The sequence below is a fragment of the Achromobacter semiaridum genome (assembly GCF_053543755.1).
Genome location: NZ_JBLVOL010000005.1, coordinates 43,669 through 61,875, shown reverse-complemented (window position 1 = coordinate 61,875; position 18,207 = coordinate 43,669). Strand labels below are relative to the sequence as shown.

General features: G+C 62.3%; 20 protein-coding genes. 14 read left to right on the top strand and 6 right to left on the bottom strand.

Annotated elements, in window-relative coordinates:
* From ACNPP0_RS01600 to ACNPP0_RS01580, 5 genes are all read right to left on the bottom strand, one after another.
* A partial coding sequence (locus tag ACNPP0_RS01600) for a nickel/cobalt transporter (RefSeq protein ID WP_448704828.1) occupies window positions 1-593 on the bottom strand: 593 nt, incomplete at its 3' end.
* Between the two features lie 56 nt (window positions 594-649).
* Complete coding sequence (locus tag ACNPP0_RS01595; protein WP_448704827.1) at window positions 650-1,243, bottom strand: DUF1007 family protein; 594 nt, start codon at window positions 1,241-1,243, stop codon at window positions 650-652.
* A gap of 50 nt (window positions 1,244-1,293) precedes the next feature.
* Entirely contained in the window at window positions 1,294-2,298 is a 1,005-nt protein-coding gene (locus ACNPP0_RS01590) for a metal ABC transporter substrate-binding protein (protein ID WP_448704826.1), read from the bottom strand.
* A gap of 19 nt (window positions 2,299-2,317) precedes the next feature.
* Window positions 2,318-3,184, bottom strand: a complete 867-nt coding sequence (locus tag ACNPP0_RS01585) for a metal ABC transporter permease (RefSeq protein WP_314364028.1) — start codon at window positions 3,182-3,184, stop codon at window positions 2,318-2,320.
* Entirely contained in the window at window positions 3,181-3,903 is a 723-nt protein-coding gene (locus tag ACNPP0_RS01580) for a metal ABC transporter ATP-binding protein (RefSeq protein WP_448704825.1), read from the bottom strand. Before ACNPP0_RS01580 ends, ACNPP0_RS01585 begins: the two co-directional genes overlap by 4 nt.
* A gap of 366 nt (window positions 3,904-4,269) precedes the next feature.
* Between ACNPP0_RS01580 and ACNPP0_RS01575 the strand changes: the two genes are divergently transcribed.
* From ACNPP0_RS01575 to hslU, 5 genes are all read left to right on the top strand, one after another.
* Window positions 4,270-4,773: a Fur family transcriptional regulator gene (locus tag ACNPP0_RS01575; RefSeq protein ID WP_448704824.1), complete on the top strand. Its 504-nt coding sequence runs from the start codon at window positions 4,270-4,272 to the stop codon at window positions 4,771-4,773.
* A gap of 414 nt (window positions 4,774-5,187) precedes the next feature.
* Entirely contained in the window at window positions 5,188-6,315 is a 1,128-nt protein-coding gene (locus ACNPP0_RS01570; RefSeq protein ID WP_279994267.1) for a CobW family GTP-binding protein, read from the top strand.
* Between the two features lie 126 nt (window positions 6,316-6,441).
* A complete protein-coding gene (gene dksA / locus ACNPP0_RS01565; RefSeq protein ID WP_006216410.1) occupies window positions 6,442-6,906 on the top strand; it encodes an RNA polymerase-binding protein DksA in 465 nt (154 codons plus the stop codon).
* Between the two features lie 132 nt (window positions 6,907-7,038).
* Complete coding sequence (gene hslV, locus ACNPP0_RS01560; RefSeq protein WP_006216412.1) at window positions 7,039-7,578, top strand: ATP-dependent protease subunit HslV; 540 nt, start codon at window positions 7,039-7,041, stop codon at window positions 7,576-7,578.
* 79 nt (window positions 7,579-7,657) lie between these two features.
* The gene (gene hslU / locus ACNPP0_RS01555; protein WP_332609565.1) at window positions 7,658-8,992 is read left to right on the top strand and encodes an ATP-dependent protease ATPase subunit HslU; all 1,335 of its coding nucleotides are present in this window, start codon (window positions 7,658-7,660) and stop codon (window positions 8,990-8,992) included.
* Window positions 8,993-9,215: 223 nt separating this feature from the next.
* Here hslU and ACNPP0_RS01550 read toward each other — a convergent pair whose 3' ends face one another.
* The gene (locus tag ACNPP0_RS01550; protein ID WP_006216414.1) at window positions 9,216-9,521 is read right to left on the bottom strand and encodes a copper-binding protein; all 306 of its coding nucleotides are present in this window, start codon (window positions 9,519-9,521) and stop codon (window positions 9,216-9,218) included.
* Between the two features lie 210 nt (window positions 9,522-9,731).
* On the opposite strand from ACNPP0_RS01550, the gene ACNPP0_RS01545 reads away from it, so the two are divergent.
* The 9 genes from ACNPP0_RS01545 to ACNPP0_RS01505 all read left to right on the top strand — a co-directional run bounded on the left by ACNPP0_RS01545 (window position 9,732) and on the right by ACNPP0_RS01505 (window position 18,206).
* A complete protein-coding gene (locus ACNPP0_RS01545; RefSeq protein ID WP_332609563.1) occupies window positions 9,732-10,292 on the top strand; it encodes a cob(I)yrinic acid a,c-diamide adenosyltransferase in 561 nt (186 codons plus the stop codon).
* 178 nt (window positions 10,293-10,470) lie between these two features.
* A complete protein-coding gene (rfbB, locus tag ACNPP0_RS01540) occupies window positions 10,471-11,532 on the top strand; it encodes a dTDP-glucose 4,6-dehydratase (RefSeq protein WP_332609562.1) in 1,062 nt (353 codons plus the stop codon).
* Between the two features lie 191 nt (window positions 11,533-11,723).
* Entirely contained in the window at window positions 11,724-12,647 is a 924-nt protein-coding gene (locus tag ACNPP0_RS01535; protein WP_332609560.1) for a glycosyltransferase family 2 protein, read from the top strand.
* Between the two features lie 6 nt (window positions 12,648-12,653).
* Window positions 12,654-13,550, top strand: a complete 897-nt coding sequence (rfbD, locus tag ACNPP0_RS01530) for a dTDP-4-dehydrorhamnose reductase (RefSeq protein WP_448704823.1) — start codon at window positions 12,654-12,656, stop codon at window positions 13,548-13,550.
* Window positions 13,547-14,428, top strand: a complete 882-nt coding sequence (gene rfbA, locus ACNPP0_RS01525; RefSeq protein WP_332609558.1) for a glucose-1-phosphate thymidylyltransferase RfbA — start codon at window positions 13,547-13,549, stop codon at window positions 14,426-14,428. Before rfbD ends, rfbA begins: the two co-directional genes overlap by 4 nt.
* Window positions 14,428-14,973, top strand: a complete 546-nt coding sequence (gene rfbC / locus ACNPP0_RS01520) for a dTDP-4-dehydrorhamnose 3,5-epimerase (protein WP_104142565.1) — start codon at window positions 14,428-14,430, stop codon at window positions 14,971-14,973. Before rfbA ends, rfbC begins: the two co-directional genes overlap by 1 nt.
* Entirely contained in the window at window positions 14,930-16,006 is a 1,077-nt protein-coding gene (locus ACNPP0_RS01515) for a glycosyltransferase family 2 protein (protein WP_223264741.1), read from the top strand. The genes rfbC and ACNPP0_RS01515 overlap by 44 nt, the downstream gene beginning before the upstream one ends.
* Complete coding sequence (locus ACNPP0_RS01510; RefSeq protein WP_223264740.1) at window positions 16,003-17,247, top strand: glycosyltransferase family 4 protein; 1,245 nt, start codon at window positions 16,003-16,005, stop codon at window positions 17,245-17,247. Before ACNPP0_RS01515 ends, ACNPP0_RS01510 begins: the two co-directional genes overlap by 4 nt.
* Window positions 17,244-18,206 (top strand): NAD-dependent epimerase/dehydratase family protein, encoded by a 963-nt coding sequence (locus ACNPP0_RS01505; RefSeq protein ID WP_332609555.1) that lies wholly within the window; start codon window positions 17,244-17,246, stop codon window positions 18,204-18,206. Before ACNPP0_RS01510 ends, ACNPP0_RS01505 begins: the two co-directional genes overlap by 4 nt.
* The last annotated feature ends 1 nt before the right edge of the window (window position 18,207 follow it).

The following is an 18,207-nucleotide window of genomic DNA, read 5'->3' as shown; positions in this document are numbered from 1 at the left end:
CCCCTCGGCGGCAATGCACCCGTCGTCGATGCGGCACCCGCCATCGGCACAGCGTGCGTGGACGCGGTGGCCGGAACCGTTCCTGCCACCGCCCGCCTGCCTGGCAGCAGCGGCCGAATCGCCTTGATCCAGACCAGCCACGCGCCCAACAACGTCACCAGCGCATACGACGCCAGCTCAAGCCAACGCGTCGCCTGGTTCATCGTGGCGGCGGTGGCGTTGAACACCAGCGCCAACACCGCGACCAACACAATCGCCACCAACGCCTGGATCAATGCGGACGCCAGCGCCAGCAGCGCGCCATTGCGCGCCGTCTGCCGATTGGCCAGCACGTAAGAAGAAATCACGGCTTTGCCATGGCCGGGGCCCAGCGCATGGAACACGCCGTAGGCAAACGACAGGCCGATCAACGTCCAGGCCGCGCCGCCATCGGCCTGCCAGGCGCGCACCGCGCCCGTCAGTTGACGATAGAAATGGCTTTGCCAGACAGACACCTGACCGAAGAAACTGGCTAGCCAGCCGGGGCCGCCCATGCCCGCCCCACTTTCCGGCACGCCGAAAGGATGCGCGCCCTGCGCCGCCGCCGCGCCCATGCCGCCCAGCAGCAGCAATAACGCAAATCCCAGCGCAACCCGGGCTCGGAACAGCGCTACGGGCATTGCACCTCGATGCGGTGCGTCAGCCCTTTGGTGATGGCGAAAAGTTCGTCCGGCAGCGCCTCCGGATCGGCCGGGATCGCGGCCAATTGCTGCATGGTCTTCCAATCCAGTTCCTTGGGCTTGCGATAGTCGGATGTGCAGGCGGACGCCTTCGGGCCGGCCAGCGACACCGCGCCTTTCTCGTCGAACGCGTAAGCGACGAAATAGGTAGGGTCGTAAATGTCCACTTGCGCGCCCTCGGCGCCGACGGGCAGCGGGGTCGCCAGCGGCAAGGTGAACGACAGCGTCAGGCGCGTCGTCTTGGGGTTCCAGTCGACACGCGCGTCGCGCGGAGCCGCGAACGTGGCGGTCTGCCCACCCACCGTAACGCGGGTGAAGTAGTGCGAGATCGGTTCGCCCAAGGACTTCATCCAGTCGTAGGCCATGCCCTTCAAGGTGGCGGCGGGCAAGGCGCCGCCCTTTCCCTTGGCCATGCCCTGCGTGGCGTAAGCGCCGAACATTTCGTCAAACAGCCATACCTGGCGCACGGCGGTGACGCGCTGCTGCGCGTCGAGGTCGACGACCGCCCGCGCGTCAATCCACATATGCGGGTGCGCGCCGGCGGAGCCGGCCACCAGCATGGCCGTCGCGGCGGTCAGGGCTGCAAGGCCGCGGCAAGCTGACGTACGTTCCATTCAAACATTTCCATATAGGTCGCGCCGGGCTGTCCGGGCTTGGACAGGGCGTCGGAATAAAGCGTACCACCCACCTTGGCGCCCGTTTCCCGCGCAATCTGCTGCACAAGTTTGGGGCTGGAGATGTTCTCGACGAACACTGCGGGCACCTTGTCGCGCTTGACCTGTTCGATGATGCGGGCCACTTCGCCGGCCGACGGTTCGGCGTCCGTCGACACCCCCATCGCGGGGATGAACGACACGCCGTAGGCGTCGCCAAAATACCCGAACGCATCGTGCGACGTCACCACCTTGCGACGGTCGGCGGCAATGGCGGCGAACGTCTTTTTGGCCGCGGCGTCCAGCGCTTCCAGGCGGGCGATATAGGCGGCGGCCCGCTGACGATAGGCGTCGGCATGGGCGGGGTCGGCGGCGGCCAGGCCGTCGGCCACGTTGCGCGCATAGATCACGCCGTTGGCCAGGCTTTGCCATGCATGCGGATCGGCGTCGCCGTGATGATGATGGCCATCGCCGTGGTTGTGGCCATCGTCGTGGTCGTGATCGTGGTCGTGCTCGTGCTCGTGGTCGTGGTCGCCGGGCTTGTGGCCCCCGCCCGCCTGCGCGAACTTGCGCGGCGTGACGCCCTGCGAGGCCACGGCCGTCTTGCCTGCAAAGCCCGACGCCTTCGTCAGCTTGGGAAGCCAGGTTTCGAAATCCAGCCCGTTTACGAACAGCACCTGCGCGGCGGACAGCTTCTTTGCGTCGCCGGGCGTGGGCTCATATTCGTGCGCATCACCATCGGGTCCCACCAATGTGGTCAGGCTGACATCGTTGCCCCCGACTTCGCGCACGATGTCGCCCAGGATGGAAAAGCTTGCCACGGCCTTGAGCGGTTCCGCGGCGTGCGCTGCGCCAAGGACGGCCGACAGGCACAAGCCCGCCACGGTCAACAGGGCGCGGCGGCGCAACGGCAGAATGGAACGCATGGCGAATCTCCTTGTGAACTCAGGCTTGGCGCGTACGGCGCGGCGCCCGCAGCAGCCCGCCTTGCGGGCCGCCAACGATGGAAAGCAGATAACAGGCGCCAGCCGCCAGGATGATCGACGGCGAGGCGGGTACGTTGAAGTGGTAGGACACGAGCAAGCCGCTGATGGACGCCAGCACACCGAAGCCGGCCGCCAGCGGAATCTGCCGGGCAGCCGAGCGAACCCAGAACCGCGCGGCGGCGGCGGGCAGCATCATGATGCCGACGACCATCAAGGTGCCCAGCACCTGGAAACCCGCCACCAGATTCACCACCACCAGCACCAGGAACCCCATATGCACCCAGCCGCCCCCGCCCCCACTGGCCCGCAGGAAACCGGGGTCCAGGCATTCGGCCACCAGCAGGCGGTAGATGGCGGCCAGCACCAGCAAGGTCACGCTGGCCGTGATGGTCACCAGCAGCAACGAGGCATCGTCCAGCCCCAGCACCGTGCCGAACAGCACGTGCAGCAAGTCCATGTTCGAGCCGCGCAGGGACACCAGCAGTACGCCCAGGCCCAGCGATATCAGATAGAAGGCGGCAAAGCTGGCGTCTTCACGCAGCGGAGTCAGGCGCGCCACCAGGCCCGCCAGCAAGGCAACGGCCAGCCCGGTGACGATGCCGCCCAGCATCATGGCGCCCAGCGACAGGCCGGACAGCAGAAAACCCGCCGCCACCCCCGGCAGAATCGCGTGCGACATCGCGTCGCCCATCAGGCTCATGCGCCGCAGCACCAGGAACACGCCCAAAGGCGCGGCCCCCAGCGACAAGGCGCACGCCCCCGCCAGCGCGCGCCGCATGAATCCATAATCCATGAAAGGCGAAAACACCCATTGCGCCAGGCTCATTCGTAGGCCCTCGCGTGCCATTGGCGCGCCATTTTCAGATTTGCGTCGCTTAGCGCGGTCGCGGTGTCGCCCCACGAGACCACAGAGCCCGACAGCAGCAGGGATTCCGGGAAGTGGCCGCGCACCAGGTCCAGGTCATGCAGCACGGCGATAACGGTGCGGCCTTGGCCGTGCAGCCCGCACAGCAGGGCCATCAGGTCGTCGGCGGTATGGCTGTCGACGGCGGCGAAGGGTTCGTCCAGCAGCAGCACGGGCGCGTCCTGCACCAGCATCCGCGCAAACAAGGTGCGCTGCATCTGGCCGCCCGACAAGGTGTCCACGCCGCGCCCGGCGGCATCCGCCAGGCCGACGGTTTCCAGCGCGTGCATGCAGCGGTCAAGCTCGTCGCCAGGAAAGCGACGCCAGGCGCCGACCCGGCGCCAGGCGCCCATCGCCACCAGGTCCAACACCGTCACGGGAAACGCCCGGTCCAGTTCGGCCGCCTGCGGCAGCCAGGCCAGTTCGGACCGCCCGGCCCCGCCGATGCGCACGCTGCCCGTCATGGGACGCAGCACCCCCATGATTCCCTTGATCAGCGTCGACTTGCCGGCACCGTTGGGTCCGACCACCGCCGTCATCCCACCGGCGGCGAAGCGGCCCGACACGGTCTTCAGCGCGGGATGCCCGTGCCAGCCGAAGGACGCCTCGGACAGTTCGATCGTGACCGGCGCCGCGCTCATCTCGGCCACCAATCCAACGCCCAGCCCGTCAAAGCCCACAGCAAGGTTGCGGCCACCAACGAGGCCGCCATGCGGCGCCAGGCGGATACGAGAAATGCAGAGCGGGGAGGCTTGCCGTGCCGCGGCGCGGTGCCGGACCGTGCGGGCAAAAGCGTGAAGTGAGACATGGGAAAGCGCAAACACCACAAAGGACAAGCCAAAATCAAAGCAAGACGCCGCGAGATGCGGCGCCTGCGATTTTTACAATGTTATATCATAACTAAACCTGCCTGATTCCGGTGGCACTGCCCGCATATACGACTTTTCTGCTACCTTCCAGGCATCTCACGCGCGTCGCGCGCGTCTTTCATTCAGATAAAGCCCGCCATGCCCGCTCCGCCCCGCCCCCCCCGCAGCGACACCGTAGGCGCCCAGCTCAGCGTCGCCGAGACGCTGTGCGAGCAGCGCGGACGGCGCCTGACACCCATCCGCCGCAAGGTGCTGGAACTGCTGCTGCGCCATGGGCGCAGCCTGAAGGCGTACGAGCTGCTGGACGCCATGCGCGACGTGCACCCGGGCGCCGCGCCCCCCACCGTGTACCGCGCGCTGGACTTCCTGATGGACGAAGGGCTGATTCACCGGCTGGACGCAGTCAACGCCTGGAGTGCTTGCCACGACGCCGGCGGCGCGCCCCACGACCTGCTGGTGGTGTGCACCGGTTGCGGCGCGGTGGCCGAAGTGTCCGACCCCGCCATGAGCCGCCAACTGGCCGAACGCGTCGCCCAAACGGGCTACGCCCTGGCCACACAAGAAACCGAGATCCGGGCGCTCTGTCCCCAATGCCAGCAAAAGCAACCCGCTGACGCCGGCCATCATCACCACCACCATTGAACCGGCTGCGGCGCGGCGCCCGCGCTGCCATGCCGCGTTGCCCACGTCTGCCGGCCCGTGTCCGTGTCGACGTTGCCGGCCCCCCCCCGCTTGCCGCAACGCCAATTTGCCAGCCACCGGATAAGGGCGGGTCGCGACCAAGTCGCAACGGCTCTTGAAATCCGGAAAACCGCCCCAAAATAGTGATATCGCCGGATACTTTCTAGGCTACAGACGCGATCCGGCGGGCTTCGGCCCCTGGGTTGACCCGGGGTTTGCCCCCTGCCCCCGACTGTGCTGTAATCCTGCGTCCGGCCGCTGTTGGCGGCCCACGCAGCCTGTGGCAAACATCATCCTGCACGGGGCAAAACACCCTGTCAGGGCCTGTGTTGAATGCCTAGACTTCAGCCTTGACTTCACGCTAGCAGCTTCGCCATGAACACCCCGCGCAGTTTGGACAAAATGGTTCCCGTCACCATCCTCACCGGCTTTCTCGGTGCGGGCAAGACCACCCTGCTCAAACGCATCCTGACCGAATTTCACGGCCGCCGCGTGGCGGTCATCGAAAACGAATTCGGACCGGAAAGCATCGACAACGACCTGCTCGTGCAAGACAGCGATGAAGAGATCATCGAACTGTCCAACGGCTGCGTCTGCTGCACGGTGCGTGGCGACCTGATGCGCACCCTGTCCGAGCTGCGCGTCAAGCGCGAAGCCGGCGAACTGACATTTGAACGCGTCATCCTGGAAACCACCGGCATGGCCAACCCCGGCCCCGTCTGCCAGACGTTCTTCATGGACGACGACATCGCCGAGTACTACCGCCTGGACGCGGTGGTGACCGTGGTTGATGCCAAGCACGGCATGTCCACGCTGGACGAGCAACCCGAAGCCCAGAAGCAAGTCGGTTTCGCCGACCGCATCCTGATCTCCAAGCGCGACCTGGTCAACGAAGTCGACTACGAAGCGCTGCGCCACCGCCTGGTTCACATGAACCCGCGCGCGCCGATCACGCCGGTCAATTTTGGCGAAGTCGACCTGAAGTCGATCATCGACATCAGCGGCTTCAACCTGAATTCCATTCTGGACATCGACCCGGAATTCCTGGCCGATGAGCACCCCGACGCCGCCCACAGCCACGCCCACGACCATGGGCATGACCACGGGCACGATCATGGCCATGGTCACGACCATGACCACGATCACGACGGCGATTGCGGGGCGCATTGCGATCACGCCCACCATCACCACCCCAAGCACGACGACGAAATCGGCGCGTTTGTTTTCCGTTCCAACAAGCCGTTCGATCCCGCGCGCCTTGAGGAATTCCTGGGTGGCGTGGTGCAGGTCTATGGCCCCGACCTGATGCGCTACAAGGGCATCCTGTACATGAAGGGCATCAACCGCCGCATGTTGTTCCAGGGTGTGCACATGATGATGGGCGCCGAACCCGGCAAGCCGTGGACCGCGGCCGAAAAACCGTCCACCAAGATGGTATTCATTGGACGTAAGCTGCCCCAGGAGATTTTCACCCGGGGCTTGGAGCAGTGCCTGGCGGGGTAATCCCCCTTCCCGACGTGACGCGATGCGACGAAGGCAGTACTGTGAGGTACGAGTAACGTAGTCAGCAAGCAGCACCAACCGGGAAAGGATGCCCGCGCCAGGATCGATTCATAGTGGAGTGTTTTCATGGCTACCAAGGCAGCAACTAAAAAATCAAGCAAGTCGACGAGCGATACGGCGATTGATCTGCCCAGCGAGAAGGAATTGCTGGCCATGCCCGAGTCCGACTATATGAACGAACGCCAGCTGGCTTTCTTCAAGGAACGGCTCAAACAACTCGAACAGGACATCCTGGCCAACGCCGGCGAGACCACTGAGCACCTGCGCGAAACGCAGTTCGTGCCCGACCCCGCCGACCGCGCCACCATCGAGGAAGAACACGCACTTGAGCTGCGCACCCGCGATCGCGAGCGCAAGCTGCTGAAAAAGGTGCAACAGTCCATCGCCCGCATCGACAGCGGCGAATACGGCTGGTGTGAAGAAACCGGCGAACCGATCGGCGTACCCCGCCTGTTGGCCCGCCCCACGGCCACCCTGTCGCTGGAAGCCCAGGAACGCCGCGAGATGCGCCAAAAGCTGTACGGCGACTGATCCGTCCCGTTTTCACGCCATGCCCTGAAAGGCTATGCTGGTTTCCAGCATGGCCTTTTTTATTGGCCGTCGCGCCCCCCGCTTGATTTCCTTGGAACCGCCCCCAGCTAGTCCTTTCAAAGGAAGGAACGCATGGAACAATTTCACGCCACCACCATCGTGTGCGTGCGCCGCGGCAACCGCGTCGCACTGGGCGGCGATGGCCAGGTCACCCTGGGCAACATCGTCGTCAAGGGCACGGCCCGCAAGATCCGCCGCCTGTATCACGACAAAATCCTCGCTGGCTTTGCCGGCGCTACCGCCGACGCGTTCACGCTTCAGGAACGCTTCGAGGCCAAGCTGGAAAAGCACCAGGGCAACCTGATGCGCGCCGCCGTCGAGCTGACCCGCGACTGGCGCACGGACCGCGTCCTGCGCCGTCTTGAAGCCATGCTGATCGTGGCCGACACCGAGCACACGCTGGTGCTGACCGGTAACGGCGACGTGCTTGAACCCGAACATGGCCTGGCCGCCATCGGATCCGGCGGCGCCTACGCGCAATCGGCCGCGTTAGCCCTGCTGCGCAACACCGAGCTGTCGCCCGAGGCCGTCGTCAAGCAATCGCTGGAAATCGCCGGCGACCTCTGCATCTACACCAACCAGAACCACGTCATCGAAACGCTGGGCGACTGACGCCGCCACGTGGCGCATGGGGCTCCCCCGCGCCGCCGCCGCTTCCCCAGCCCGCCTCAAGCTTCAAGGATTCGCCCTCATGTCCGCATCCAACATGACGCCCGGAGAGATCGTCTCCGAACTCGACAAATACATCGTCGGCCAGAACCGCGCCAAGCGCGCGGTGGCCGTCGCCCTGCGCAACCGCTGGCGCCGCCAGCAGGTGGCTGAACCCCTGCGCCACGAAATTCACCCCAAGAACATCCTGATGATCGGCCCCACCGGCGTGGGCAAGACCGAAATCGCGCGCCGTCTGGCCAAGCTGGCCAACGCGCCCTTCATCAAGATCGAAGCCACCAAATTCACGGAAGTGGGCTATGTCGGCCGCGACGTCGACACCATCATCCGCGACCTGACCGAATACTCGATCAAGCAAACGCGCGAACTCGAAATGCGCCGCGTGCGCACCCAGGCCGAAGACGCCGCCGAAGACCGCATCCTGGACGCCCTGGTGCCCCCGGCCCGCGGCGCCTCCGGCGAGCCGGAACGCGGTGAAGACAACAGCGCCCGCCAAACCTTCAGAAAGCGCCTGCGCGAAGGCAAGATCGACGACCTGGAAATCGAGATCGAGGTGTCCCAGGCCGCGCCGCAGATGGACGTCATGACGCCCCCCGGCATGGAAGAAATGGCCGAGCAACTGCGCGGCATGTTCGCCGGCATGGCTCGCGACAAAAAGAAGCCCAAGAAAATGAAGGTGCGCGAAGCCTTCAAGCTGATCATCGACGAAGAAGCCGCCAAGCGCGTCAACGAAGAAGACCTGCGCACCGTGGCCATCAATAACGTCGAGCAGAACGGCATCGTCTTCCTGGACGAAATCGACAAGATCGCCGCGCGCCAGGAATCCGGCGGCGCCGACGTGTCGCGCCAAGGCGTGCAGCGCGACCTGCTGCCGCTGGTTGAAGGCACCACCGTCAACACGCGCTACGGCATGGTCCGCACTGACCACATCCTGTTCATCGCGTCCGGCGCATTCCACCTGGCACGCCCGTCGGATCTGATCCCCGAGCTGCAAGGCCGTTTCCCGATCCGCGTGGAACTGGAATCGCTGACCGCCGAAGACTTCGTGCGCATCCTGTCCGACACGGACGCGTCGCTGACCAAGCAGTACACCGCCTTGATGGCGACGGAAGACGTGCAGCTGGAATTCACGGATGAAGGCGTACGCCGCTTGGCTGAGTTGGCTTTCGACGTCAACGAAACCACCGAGAACATCGGCGCCCGCCGTCTGTACACGGTCATGGAGAAGCTGCTGGACGAGTTGTCGTTCGACGCGACGTCCAGCCAGGACAAGCACGTGAAGATCGACGCCGCCTACGTCAACTCGCAACTGGCCGAAGCCGCCAGCAGCCAGGATCTGGCTCGCTACGTGCTGTAAATCGGGGGGCTTGGGGACTGGCGACACGTTCGCGCCCCTAACCTTGCCGGCAAAAAAGCCGCTTGCCGCCTGATCGCGGAAGCGGCTTTTTCTTTGGGCTCTGTGGATTGCGAGTTGCGGGCCGCGAGGTCCGGAGTTGGGCGGCCTGAGTTCGGGGTCCGGGCTTGAGCTTCGAACCGAGATCGTCGATACCCGAGCTGGCTCAGGGCCCAGCAGCCAAACTTCAGTTCGTGATCGCCGTCACGACGTATTTGCCATCCTTGCGGGTCGCCGTGAAGCGCACCTTGTCGCCCGCCTTGATCTTGGCCAGCAGCGCCGGGTCGGCGTCATACACCAGCGTCATTGCCGGCAAGTCCAACGCCTTGATTTCGTCGTGCTTGATCGTCACCTTGCCCGCGGCCGGGTCCACCCGCCGCACTTCGCCGCTGGCGTCGGCCTGCTGAGCGAACGCCAGCGGCGTCGCCAGCGATACAACGGCCATCGCGGTCGCGACGGCCATGGGCATTGCATATTTGCGGTCAAAAGCCATACAGGCATCCTCCATTGACAGCGAAAGCTGCTCCGGCGGCACAGCGCCCGACCAACTTTCCACAGTGCTAGGATACCGCCGTTAAGAAACAGTTCCTGCGGCAGAACGCAACAATCCTGACGGTTGATTGCGAACCGGCCCCCTCTCTCCTGGGCGCCCGCTTACCGCTGGACGCAACCCTCCACATTTATCCAATTCAGGACGTTTCCCATGGCCAACCGCTTATCTGTCATTGCCACCCGCACGGGAGACGACGGCACCACCGGGCTGGGGGACGGATCACGCACTCCCAAGGACGCGCCGCGCATCGCCGCGTTGGGTGATGTGGATGAGCTGAACAGCGTCATCGGCGTGCTGCTGGCGGAACCGCTGCCGCCCGAGATCTCGATTGATCTGATGGCGATCCAGCACGACCTGTTCGACATGGGCGCGGAACTCTGCATCCCGGGGCACACGGCTGTCAGCGACGAACAGGTCGCCCGCCTGGACGCGCGCCTGGCGCATTACAACGGGTCGCTGACGCCCTTGCGTGAGTTCATCCTGCCCGGTGGGACCCGGGCCGCAGCGCAGGCGCATGTTGCGCGGACGGTTTGCCGAAGAGCCGAACGGGCCGTGGTGGCGTTAGCGGGAGTTGAAACGGTGAACCCGCCGGTGCGGCAATATTTGAACCGGCTGTCGGATCTGATGTTTGTGTTGGCGAGATGTATAAATAGTGCGGCGGGCACCGGCGATGTGTTCTGGGCTAGCCCGAACGCGCGTAAGGCCACGTAACTCGTGAGATGAATTGCAAGGGGTACCACGATCACTGTCGCTTAACGCTGTTGTAACTCGACTATTTCATACCACAATTTGTTGCATCTTCTAGGTTGGGTATAAAGAGTTGCGGCATAATGGCAGGTTATCGAGCGGGTTTGTGCACCGTCCTCAAAGCTCAAGGATCCAATAAAGAATGAGTATTATTGTCACTGGCGGAGCCGGCTTCATCGGTTCGAATTTTGTCCTGGACTGGTTCGATTCCAGCAACGAACCGATCATCACGCTCGACAAGCTGACCTATGCGGGCAACCCCGAAAATCTGGCGTCGCTCGCCGGCAACCCGCACCATCAATTGGTGCACGGGGATATCGGCGATGCCGCATTGGTGGCCAGCTTGCTTGCCAAGCACAAACCTCGCGCCATCCTGAATTTCGCCGCAGAGTCCCATGTCGACCGGTCGATTCATGGCCCAGGTGAATTCATTCAAACCAATATTGTTGGCACCTTTCATTTGCTGGAAGCGGTGCGCGCATACTGGTCGGAGCTGCCCGAGCAGGAAAAGCGTGACTTCCGCTTCTTGCACGTCTCGACCGACGAAGTCTACGGTTCCCTTGAAAAAGAGGACCCCGCGTTTCGCGAGACCAACCAATACGAGCCCAACAGCCCGTATTCCGCCAGCAAGGCCGCCAGCGATCACTTGGTCCGCGCCTACCATCACACGTACGGAATTCCAGTACTAACCACCAACTGTTCGAACAATTACGGCCCCTATCATTTCCCAGAGAAACTGATTCCGCTAGTTATCCACAATGCGCTGGCCGGCAAGCCGTTGCCAATTTACGGCGATGGCCAACAGATTCGTGACTGGCTCTACGTGAAGGACCACTGCAGCGCCATTCGGCGCGTATTGGAGGCCGGCGTCGTAGGCGAGACCTACAACGTGGGCGGTTGGAACGAAAAAGCTAACCTGGACGTCGTGGGCACACTGTGCACACTGCTCGACGAGCTCAGCCCACGCGCCGACGGCAAGTCATATAAAGACCAGGTGACGTTCGTGAAAGACCGTCCTGGCCACGACCGCCGCTACGCCATCGACGCCGGAAAGCTGGAACGTGAATTGGGATGGCGCCCTGCCGAAACGTTCGAAACGGGTATTCGTAAAACAGTTCAGTGGTATTTGGACAATGCTGACTGGGTCGCCAACGTGACCAGCGGCGCGTACCGTAATTGGGTCAGCACTCAATATTCGTCGTGATGAGATTGAACCGGTTGCTGCCGATAACAACAATGCGGTTTATCCGCTAATTAATCAGCTGCAACCCGTTCTCCATTTTCGGAGGACATTCGGAACGTCTAACACTCCAATAGGAATGGGCTCCGAAACCATCACGCCTCCCTTGCCTTTACCAGGCTTGCCAATAGATCCGTATCAGTACAGGTGGCCCAGTGAGCCAAAAAGTCGCCATTCTCTTGTGCACTTACGACGGCCAGCAATATTTGCCTGAGCAGTTGGAATCTTTCGAAGCGCAAACTCACACCGATTGGATCGTTTGCGCATCGGACGATGGTTCTAAAGATGACACGCACGCCATTCTGGCCCGCTATCAAAGCCAATGGCAGCCGGACCAGTTGCAAGTATTCAGCGGGCCTCGCAAGGGCTTTGTCGCCAACTTTCTATCGCTGACATGCAATCCGGCAGTCCACGCCGATCTCTATGCCTATTCCGATCAGGATGACGTATGGCATGCGGAAAAGCTGGAACGGGCGGCGCATTGGCACGCCTCGATCCCTGCGGGCGTGCCGGCGCTGTACTGTACTCGCACCGCGCTCATCGACGGATCCGGCGCGCCGATCGGCAAGTCACCGCTTTTCACGCGGCCTCCGTCGTTCGCCAACGCCCTGACACAGAACGTGGGTGGCGGCAACACCATGGTATTCAACGACGCGGCCCGCCAATTGTTGTTGGTCGCTGGCCCACAGCCTGAAGCGGTGGCGCATGACTGGTGGGTGTACCTGCTAATCAGTGCCTGTGGAGGAAGGGTGCATTATGATCCCCGCCCCTCACTGCTGTATCGCCAGCATGGCGGCAACCTGATAGGAGCCAACGCAAGTTTTGCTGCCCGGATAGAACGGATCCGCATGCTGATTGCCGGTCACTTGCGGGACTGGAACGACCGTAACATCCGGATGCTGACCCCCCTTCAGGCGCAGTTGACAGAGCAGAACCGCGAGACGTTCAATCGGTTTGTAGCGGCAAGAAAAAAAGGCCCGGTCGGTCGGGTCATCGGCGTGGTGAAATCTGGCGTATATCGTCAGACCGCGCTGGGCAACTTTGGCCTGCTGGTAGCGGCCGCCTTCAATAAGATCTAAGCCACTATGCGGATTGTTCTACTAGGCAAGAATGGGCAAGTGGGTCACGAGTTGCAACGCGCGTTGCTGCCGCTGGGTCCCGTGTGCGCGTTTGGGCGCGAGGAATGCGACTTGGGGGATCCGGCGTTGCTGGCGTCGACGCTGCGCCGCGTCAACCCTCAAGTAATCGTCAATGCCGCCGCTTATACCGCGGTGGATAAAGCGGAAAGTGAGCAAGATACCGCCCGCCGCATCAATACCGACGCCGTAGCCGAAATCGCTGAATTTGCACGAGAAACCGGCGCATTATTGGTGCATTATTCAACCGATTATGTATTCGATGGCCAAAAACACGGCCCGTATACCGAAAGCGATATCCCTCATCCCCAGAATGTTTATGGCGCCACCAAACTGGCTGGTGAGGTCGCGATAATCGCTTCCGGCTGCGATGCACTGATTTTTCGCACCAGCTGGGTTTTTTCCAACCACGGCGGCAATTTCCTGAAGACGATGCTGCGTCTGGCGCGCGATCGCGAGACCTTGAATGTTGTGGCTGACCAGCATGGCACGCCAACCAGCGCTGAACTCATCGCCGATGTCACGCTGCTGGCCATCGCTGCCCAACGACAAGGACGGCTCAACAATGGCGTTTACCATATGACCGCTGCAGGATCGACGTCCTGGCATGGCTTTGCCAAGCACATCATCGGCCGCGCGCGTGCGAACGGCGCCGCGCTGAAATTGACTCCCGACAACATCCGCGCGATCAGTACTGCTGAGTACCCCACCGCCGCGCAGCGTCCGAAGAACTCCACATTGAGCACCGCTGCGCTAAAGCACGCGCTTGGCGTGGAACTGCCTGATTGGACCTCGCACGCGAACCGCGCCATCGATCAACTGACGAAACTGGAAACTCCCACATGAAACGCAAAGGCATCATTCTGGCAGGCGGCTCCGGCACACGCCTTCACCCCGCGACGCTCGCGATCAGCAAGCAATTGCTGCCGGTTTTCGACAAGCCGATGATCTATTACCCGCTGACGACGCTCATGTTGGCCGGCATCCAGGACATCCTGATTATTTCGACGCCGCAAGACACGCCGCGCTTTCAGCAGTTGCTGGGCGACGGGGCGCAATGGGGCCTGAACCTGCAATACGCGGTCCAGCCCTCGCCCGACGGCCTGGCGCAGGCGTTCATCATTGGCGAAAAATTCATCGGCAATGACGTGTCGGCTCTGGTATTGGGCGACAACATCTATTACGGCCACGATTTCCACCAGTTGCTGGATAACGCCAATGCCCGCGCCGATGGCGCCAGCGTGTTCGCCTACCACGTGCACGATCCGGAACGCTATGGCGTCGCGGAATTCGACGAAGACGGCAAAGTACTGTCTCTGGAAGAAAAGCCCAAAGCGCCGAAGTCCAACTACGCCGTTACCGGGCTGTATTTTTATGACCGCCAAGTCGTCGAGATTGCGAAGAGCATCGAGCCGTCGCCGCGGGGCGAGCTCGAAATCACGGACGTGAACCGCGCTTATCTCGAGCAGGGCAAACTGTCGGTAGAAATCATGGGCCGCGGCTACGCCTGGCTCGATACCGGCACGCACGAATCGCTGCTGGAAGCCAGCCAATTCATCGCCACGCTTGAAAACCGCCAGGGCTTGAAGGTCGCTTGTCCGGAAGAGATTGCATATCGCCGCAAGTGGATCTCGGCGCAACAGCTGGAAGCACTGGCCGCGCCGCTGGCCAAGAACGGGTATGGCAAGTATTTGCAGCGCCTTCTGGTCGAGAAGGTTTATTGATGAAAGCGACTCCTCTTGCCATTCCTGATGTGCTGTTGATCGAACCCAAGGTCTTTGGTGACGCGCGCGGTTTCTTCTACGAAAGCTATAACCAAAAGGCCTTCGAAGCCGCCGTCGGAATGGCGGTCGACTTTGTACAGGACAACCATTCCCGATCGGTGAAAGGCGTTCTGCGCGGCCTGCATTATCAAATCCAACAGGCCCAGGGCAAGCTGGTGCGCGTGGTCCAGGGCAGCGTATTTGACGTGGCCGTGGACATTCGCAGGTCCTCGCCGACGTTCGGGCAATGGGTCGGCGCCATGCTGACGGAAGAAAACAAGCACCAACTCTGGGTGCCTGCGGGTTTCGCCCATGGCTTCCTAGTGCTGAGCGACACCGCCGAGTTCCTCTACAAGACCACGGACTACTACGCGCCCGAACACGAGCGCTGCATCGCCTGGAACGACCCAGACCTCAACATTGACTGGCCGATGGGTGTCGAGCCCACGCTTTCGGTGAAAGATGGGCAAGGACAATCCCTTGCCGACGCGCATGTTTATCCCTGAATCGACCACACCTCGTGCGAACGCGACGGCAGACGCCCTCAAGGCGTCAATCGTGATTCCAATGAAGAATCCCGGCCCAGTTTTCCGTGAGGTACTCGCGGCGGTATGCCGGCAGCACACGTCGTTTGCGTACGACGTGCTAGTTGTGGATTCCGGCTCCACCGATGGCAGCGTTGAATTCGTGCAGACGTTCGGGGACCCGCGCGTCCGGCTGATTCAGATCAAGCCCGCCGAATTCGGCCATGGCAAAACGCGCAACCTGGCGGTGGCGAACACCACGGGCGAGTACGCCGTCGTCATCACGCACGACGCCCTTCCCGTGGACGAGTACTGGCTCCAGGCGATGGTGCAGACGGCGGAGGCCGATCCCCGGATCGCCGGCGTTTTTGGGCGCCACATTGCCTATCCCAGCGCCAGCCCCTATACCAAGCGGGACCTGGAAGCGCACTTCGCAAACTTCGCCCCGGAACCGGTGGTGGAACTGACCGACCGTGCCCGCTACGACCAGGATGAATCGTATCGGCAACGGCTGCATTTCTTTTCCGACAACAACGCTCTGCTGCGCCGTTCCGTCTGGCAAGTTCATCCTTACCCCGACGTCGACTTCGCCGAAGACCAGATCTGGGCCAAGCACATCGTCGAAGCCGGGTGGAAAAAGGCCTATTGCGCCGACGGTGCTGTCTATCATTCTCACGACTATGCGCTGATTGAAAAGCTGCAACGCAGTTTTGATGAATCCTATGCGCTGTATCGCCTGTTCGGCTATGTGCTATCGCGGAGCATCACACATATGCTCAAGAGCTGGATGGCACACACCATGAACGACCTGCGCTACGCGCGACGCATCGGCATGCATCGCACCCATCTGTCGCTGGTCCTGAAAACGCCGCTGGATAATCTTGCGCGCGCACTCGGCCATTACCTGGGATCTCGCGCAGACAAGCTGCCTCAGAAGTTGCGGCATTGGCTATCTCGCGACCGTCGCCTGCTGCTTGGGCTTCCCATGTCCAATTCGGGGGGAAAGCCGTCGTGAACCTTGCAAGAATTCCCCGGTTGCTGAAGGCCGCCAACCGTTATCGCACGCAACATGGCCTGATCCCGATGTGCCGCCACGCCGTCAAGGCGATGCGCCGCCAAGCACTGGGGCCATCGGACATCGTCCGCCAATTTTCGTTTGTGCTGGAAATGCCCGTCGGCAAGCCATTTGTGGCCGGGGATGCCGCGCCAAACACCGTCAACTGGTTCATACCGGCCGTGGGTCGGGGCTCAGGCGGCCATCTGAACATTTTCCGCTTCGTGCGCTACCTGGAACAGCTCGGCTTTGAATGCCGGATCATTATTACGGATGCGCCCGGGCAGGATCCCACCGTGGTCAAGCGAGAGATCGCGTCCTGGTTCTTTCCGCTGGCGGCGCGCGTCTACATAGGTACGGATCAGGCTCCCCCTGCGCATATCACGCTGGCGACCGCATGGCACACCGCCTACGACGTCAGGAACTTCCAGTCCACGCGGCACAAGTGCTACTTCGTTCAGGACTTCGAGCCCTGGTTCTTCCCGTCGGGCTCCGCCAGCACCTTCGCCGAGGAAACCTATCGATTCGGCTTTACCGGCATCACCGCCGGCTCGTGGCTGGCCGATGTTCTGCATCGCGATTACGGCATGCCCACGCACGCAATCGGATTTTCGTACGACCGCGAGCTGTACAAGCCACTCCCGCGAAGCGCCCCCGAGCAGAAGCGCGTGTTTTTTTATGCACGGCCCAACACGCCTCGTCGGTCGTTTGAGCTGGGGATCCTGGTGTTGGCCGAGGTTGTACGGCAACTTCCCAGCACGCACGTCGTGTTGGCAGGCGCCGACCTCAGTGAATTCAAAATTCCGTTCGCCTATGAAAACCCGGGCATCGTTGATATCGCTGACCTGCCCGAGCTCTATTGCCAATGCGATGTCGCGCTGGTGTTGTCGTTCTCGAATCTATCATTGCTTCCGCTGGAACTGATGGCCTGCGGCGTTCCTGTGGTCAGTAATCGCGCGCCGTATACCGAATGGCTGCTTACTGACGACAACTCACGGCTTGAGCGCCCCACCGTACCCGCGCTTTCCGGCGCGATCTGCGACCTACTCCAGAATCCCGAACTGGCCGAACGCCAGCGCGCCGGGGGCTTCAAGACCAGTGCCGCGACCGACTGGGCTGAAGAGGGTCGCCGGCTCGGTGCTATTCTGTCCGGTTTGGCCGGCACCGCTCCCGCCCAGCCCTCAACAAGGATCGACAGTTGACCGAACCGTTGCCACAACTCTCGCAGATGCGCTGCGCCGTACTGGGTGCGGGCGGATTCCTGGGCACAAATCTGTGCCGGGAGCTGCAACCTCAGGTGGCATCGGTACGCGCCTTTGGCCGGCGGCAATCGTTTCCCTCCGCCTTGATCGGTGTCGAGTGGATTCCCGGAGACTTTACGGAGCCCACCAGCGTTGCCACGGCAATTTCAGGATGCGATACGGTCTTTCACTTGGTCAACGCAACAACGCCGGCCAGCGCCAACATCGACAAGCTTGCGGATCTGCAATCCAACGTCGCGCCCACGCTGCGCCTCTTGGAGGCCTGCCGTGAAGCTGGCGTGAAACGGGTTATCTTCATCTCGTCTGGCGGCACAATTTACGGTTTGCCGAAGCAGGTCCCAACGCCCGAATCGGCGCCGACCGACCCGATCACCGCCTATGGCATTTCCAAGCTGGCGATCGAAAAGTACCTGGGCCTGTACGAATACCTGCACGGACTGCAGTATCGCGTGTTGCGCGTCGCCAATCCGTTCGGCCCCTACCAGACTGCGCTGAAGAGCCAAGGCGTCATCGCCGCCTTCATGCACCAATGCGCATCTCGCGAACCCATTCATATCTGGGGCGACGGCAGCTCGGTGCGCGACTACGTCTATGTCACTGACGTCGTTGACGCCATGCTGGCGGCCGCGCAACACCAGGGGCCCTCGCGCGTGTTCAATATCGGCGGCGGACAGGGCCGCAGCCTGCTCGACATCCTTGATGTCATCAAGCGCGTCTCCGGCACCACGCCAGAAATCCAATTCTCGCCCAGCCGCTCGGTCGATATTCCGCGCAGTATCCTGGACATCAGTCTTGCCAGCCAAGAACTGGGCTGGACGCCACAGACGACGTTTGACGAAGGCATGCAACGGACCTGGGCATGGGCAATCGCCCAATATCAAGACGGAACCCCCAACTGAC

What these genes read in the sequence shown, in the direction of transcription:
- ACNPP0_RS01595 (WP_448704827.1), bottom strand. Translation starts at nt 1,243, where the DNA reads ATGTGGATTGACGCGCGGGCGGTCGTCGACCTCGACGCGCAGCAGCGC.
- ACNPP0_RS01570 (WP_279994267.1), top strand. Translation starts at nt 5,188, where the DNA reads ATGAACACCCCGCGCAGTTTGGACAAAATGGTTCCCGTCACCATCCTC.
- ACNPP0_RS01545 (WP_332609563.1), top strand. Translation starts at nt 9,732, where the DNA reads ATGGCCAACCGCTTATCTGTCATTGCCACCCGCACGGGAGACGACGGC.
- ACNPP0_RS01590 (WP_448704826.1), bottom strand. Translation starts at nt 2,298, where the DNA reads ATGCGTTCCATTCTGCCGTTGCGCCGCCGCGCCCTGTTGACCGTGGCG.
- ACNPP0_RS01580 (WP_448704825.1), bottom strand. Translation starts at nt 3,903, where the DNA reads ATGAGCGCGGCGCCGGTCACGATCGAACTGTCCGAGGCGTCCTTCGGC.
- rfbA (WP_332609558.1), top strand. Translation starts at nt 13,547, where the DNA reads ATGAAACGCAAAGGCATCATTCTGGCAGGCGGCTCCGGCACACGCCTT.
- rfbB (WP_332609562.1), top strand. Translation starts at nt 10,471, where the DNA reads ATGAGTATTATTGTCACTGGCGGAGCCGGCTTCATCGGTTCGAATTTT.
- dksA (WP_006216410.1), top strand. Translation starts at nt 6,442, where the DNA reads ATGGCTACCAAGGCAGCAACTAAAAAATCAAGCAAGTCGACGAGCGAT.
- ACNPP0_RS01575 (WP_448704824.1), top strand. Translation starts at nt 4,270, where the DNA reads ATGCCCGCTCCGCCCCGCCCCCCCCGCAGCGACACCGTAGGCGCCCAG.
- ACNPP0_RS01515 (WP_223264741.1), top strand. Translation starts at nt 14,930, where the DNA reads ATGGGCAAGGACAATCCCTTGCCGACGCGCATGTTTATCCCTGAATCG.
- rfbD (WP_448704823.1), top strand. Translation starts at nt 12,654, where the DNA reads ATGCGGATTGTTCTACTAGGCAAGAATGGGCAAGTGGGTCACGAGTTG.
- ACNPP0_RS01550 (WP_006216414.1), bottom strand. Translation starts at nt 9,521, where the DNA reads ATGGCTTTTGACCGCAAATATGCAATGCCCATGGCCGTCGCGACCGCG.
- hslU (WP_332609565.1), top strand. Translation starts at nt 7,658, where the DNA reads ATGTCCGCATCCAACATGACGCCCGGAGAGATCGTCTCCGAACTCGAC.
- rfbC (WP_104142565.1), top strand. Translation starts at nt 14,428, where the DNA reads ATGAAAGCGACTCCTCTTGCCATTCCTGATGTGCTGTTGATCGAACCC.
- hslV (WP_006216412.1), top strand. Translation starts at nt 7,039, where the DNA reads ATGGAACAATTTCACGCCACCACCATCGTGTGCGTGCGCCGCGGCAAC.
- ACNPP0_RS01585 (WP_314364028.1), bottom strand. Translation starts at nt 3,184, where the DNA reads ATGAGCCTGGCGCAATGGGTGTTTTCGCCTTTCATGGATTATGGATTC.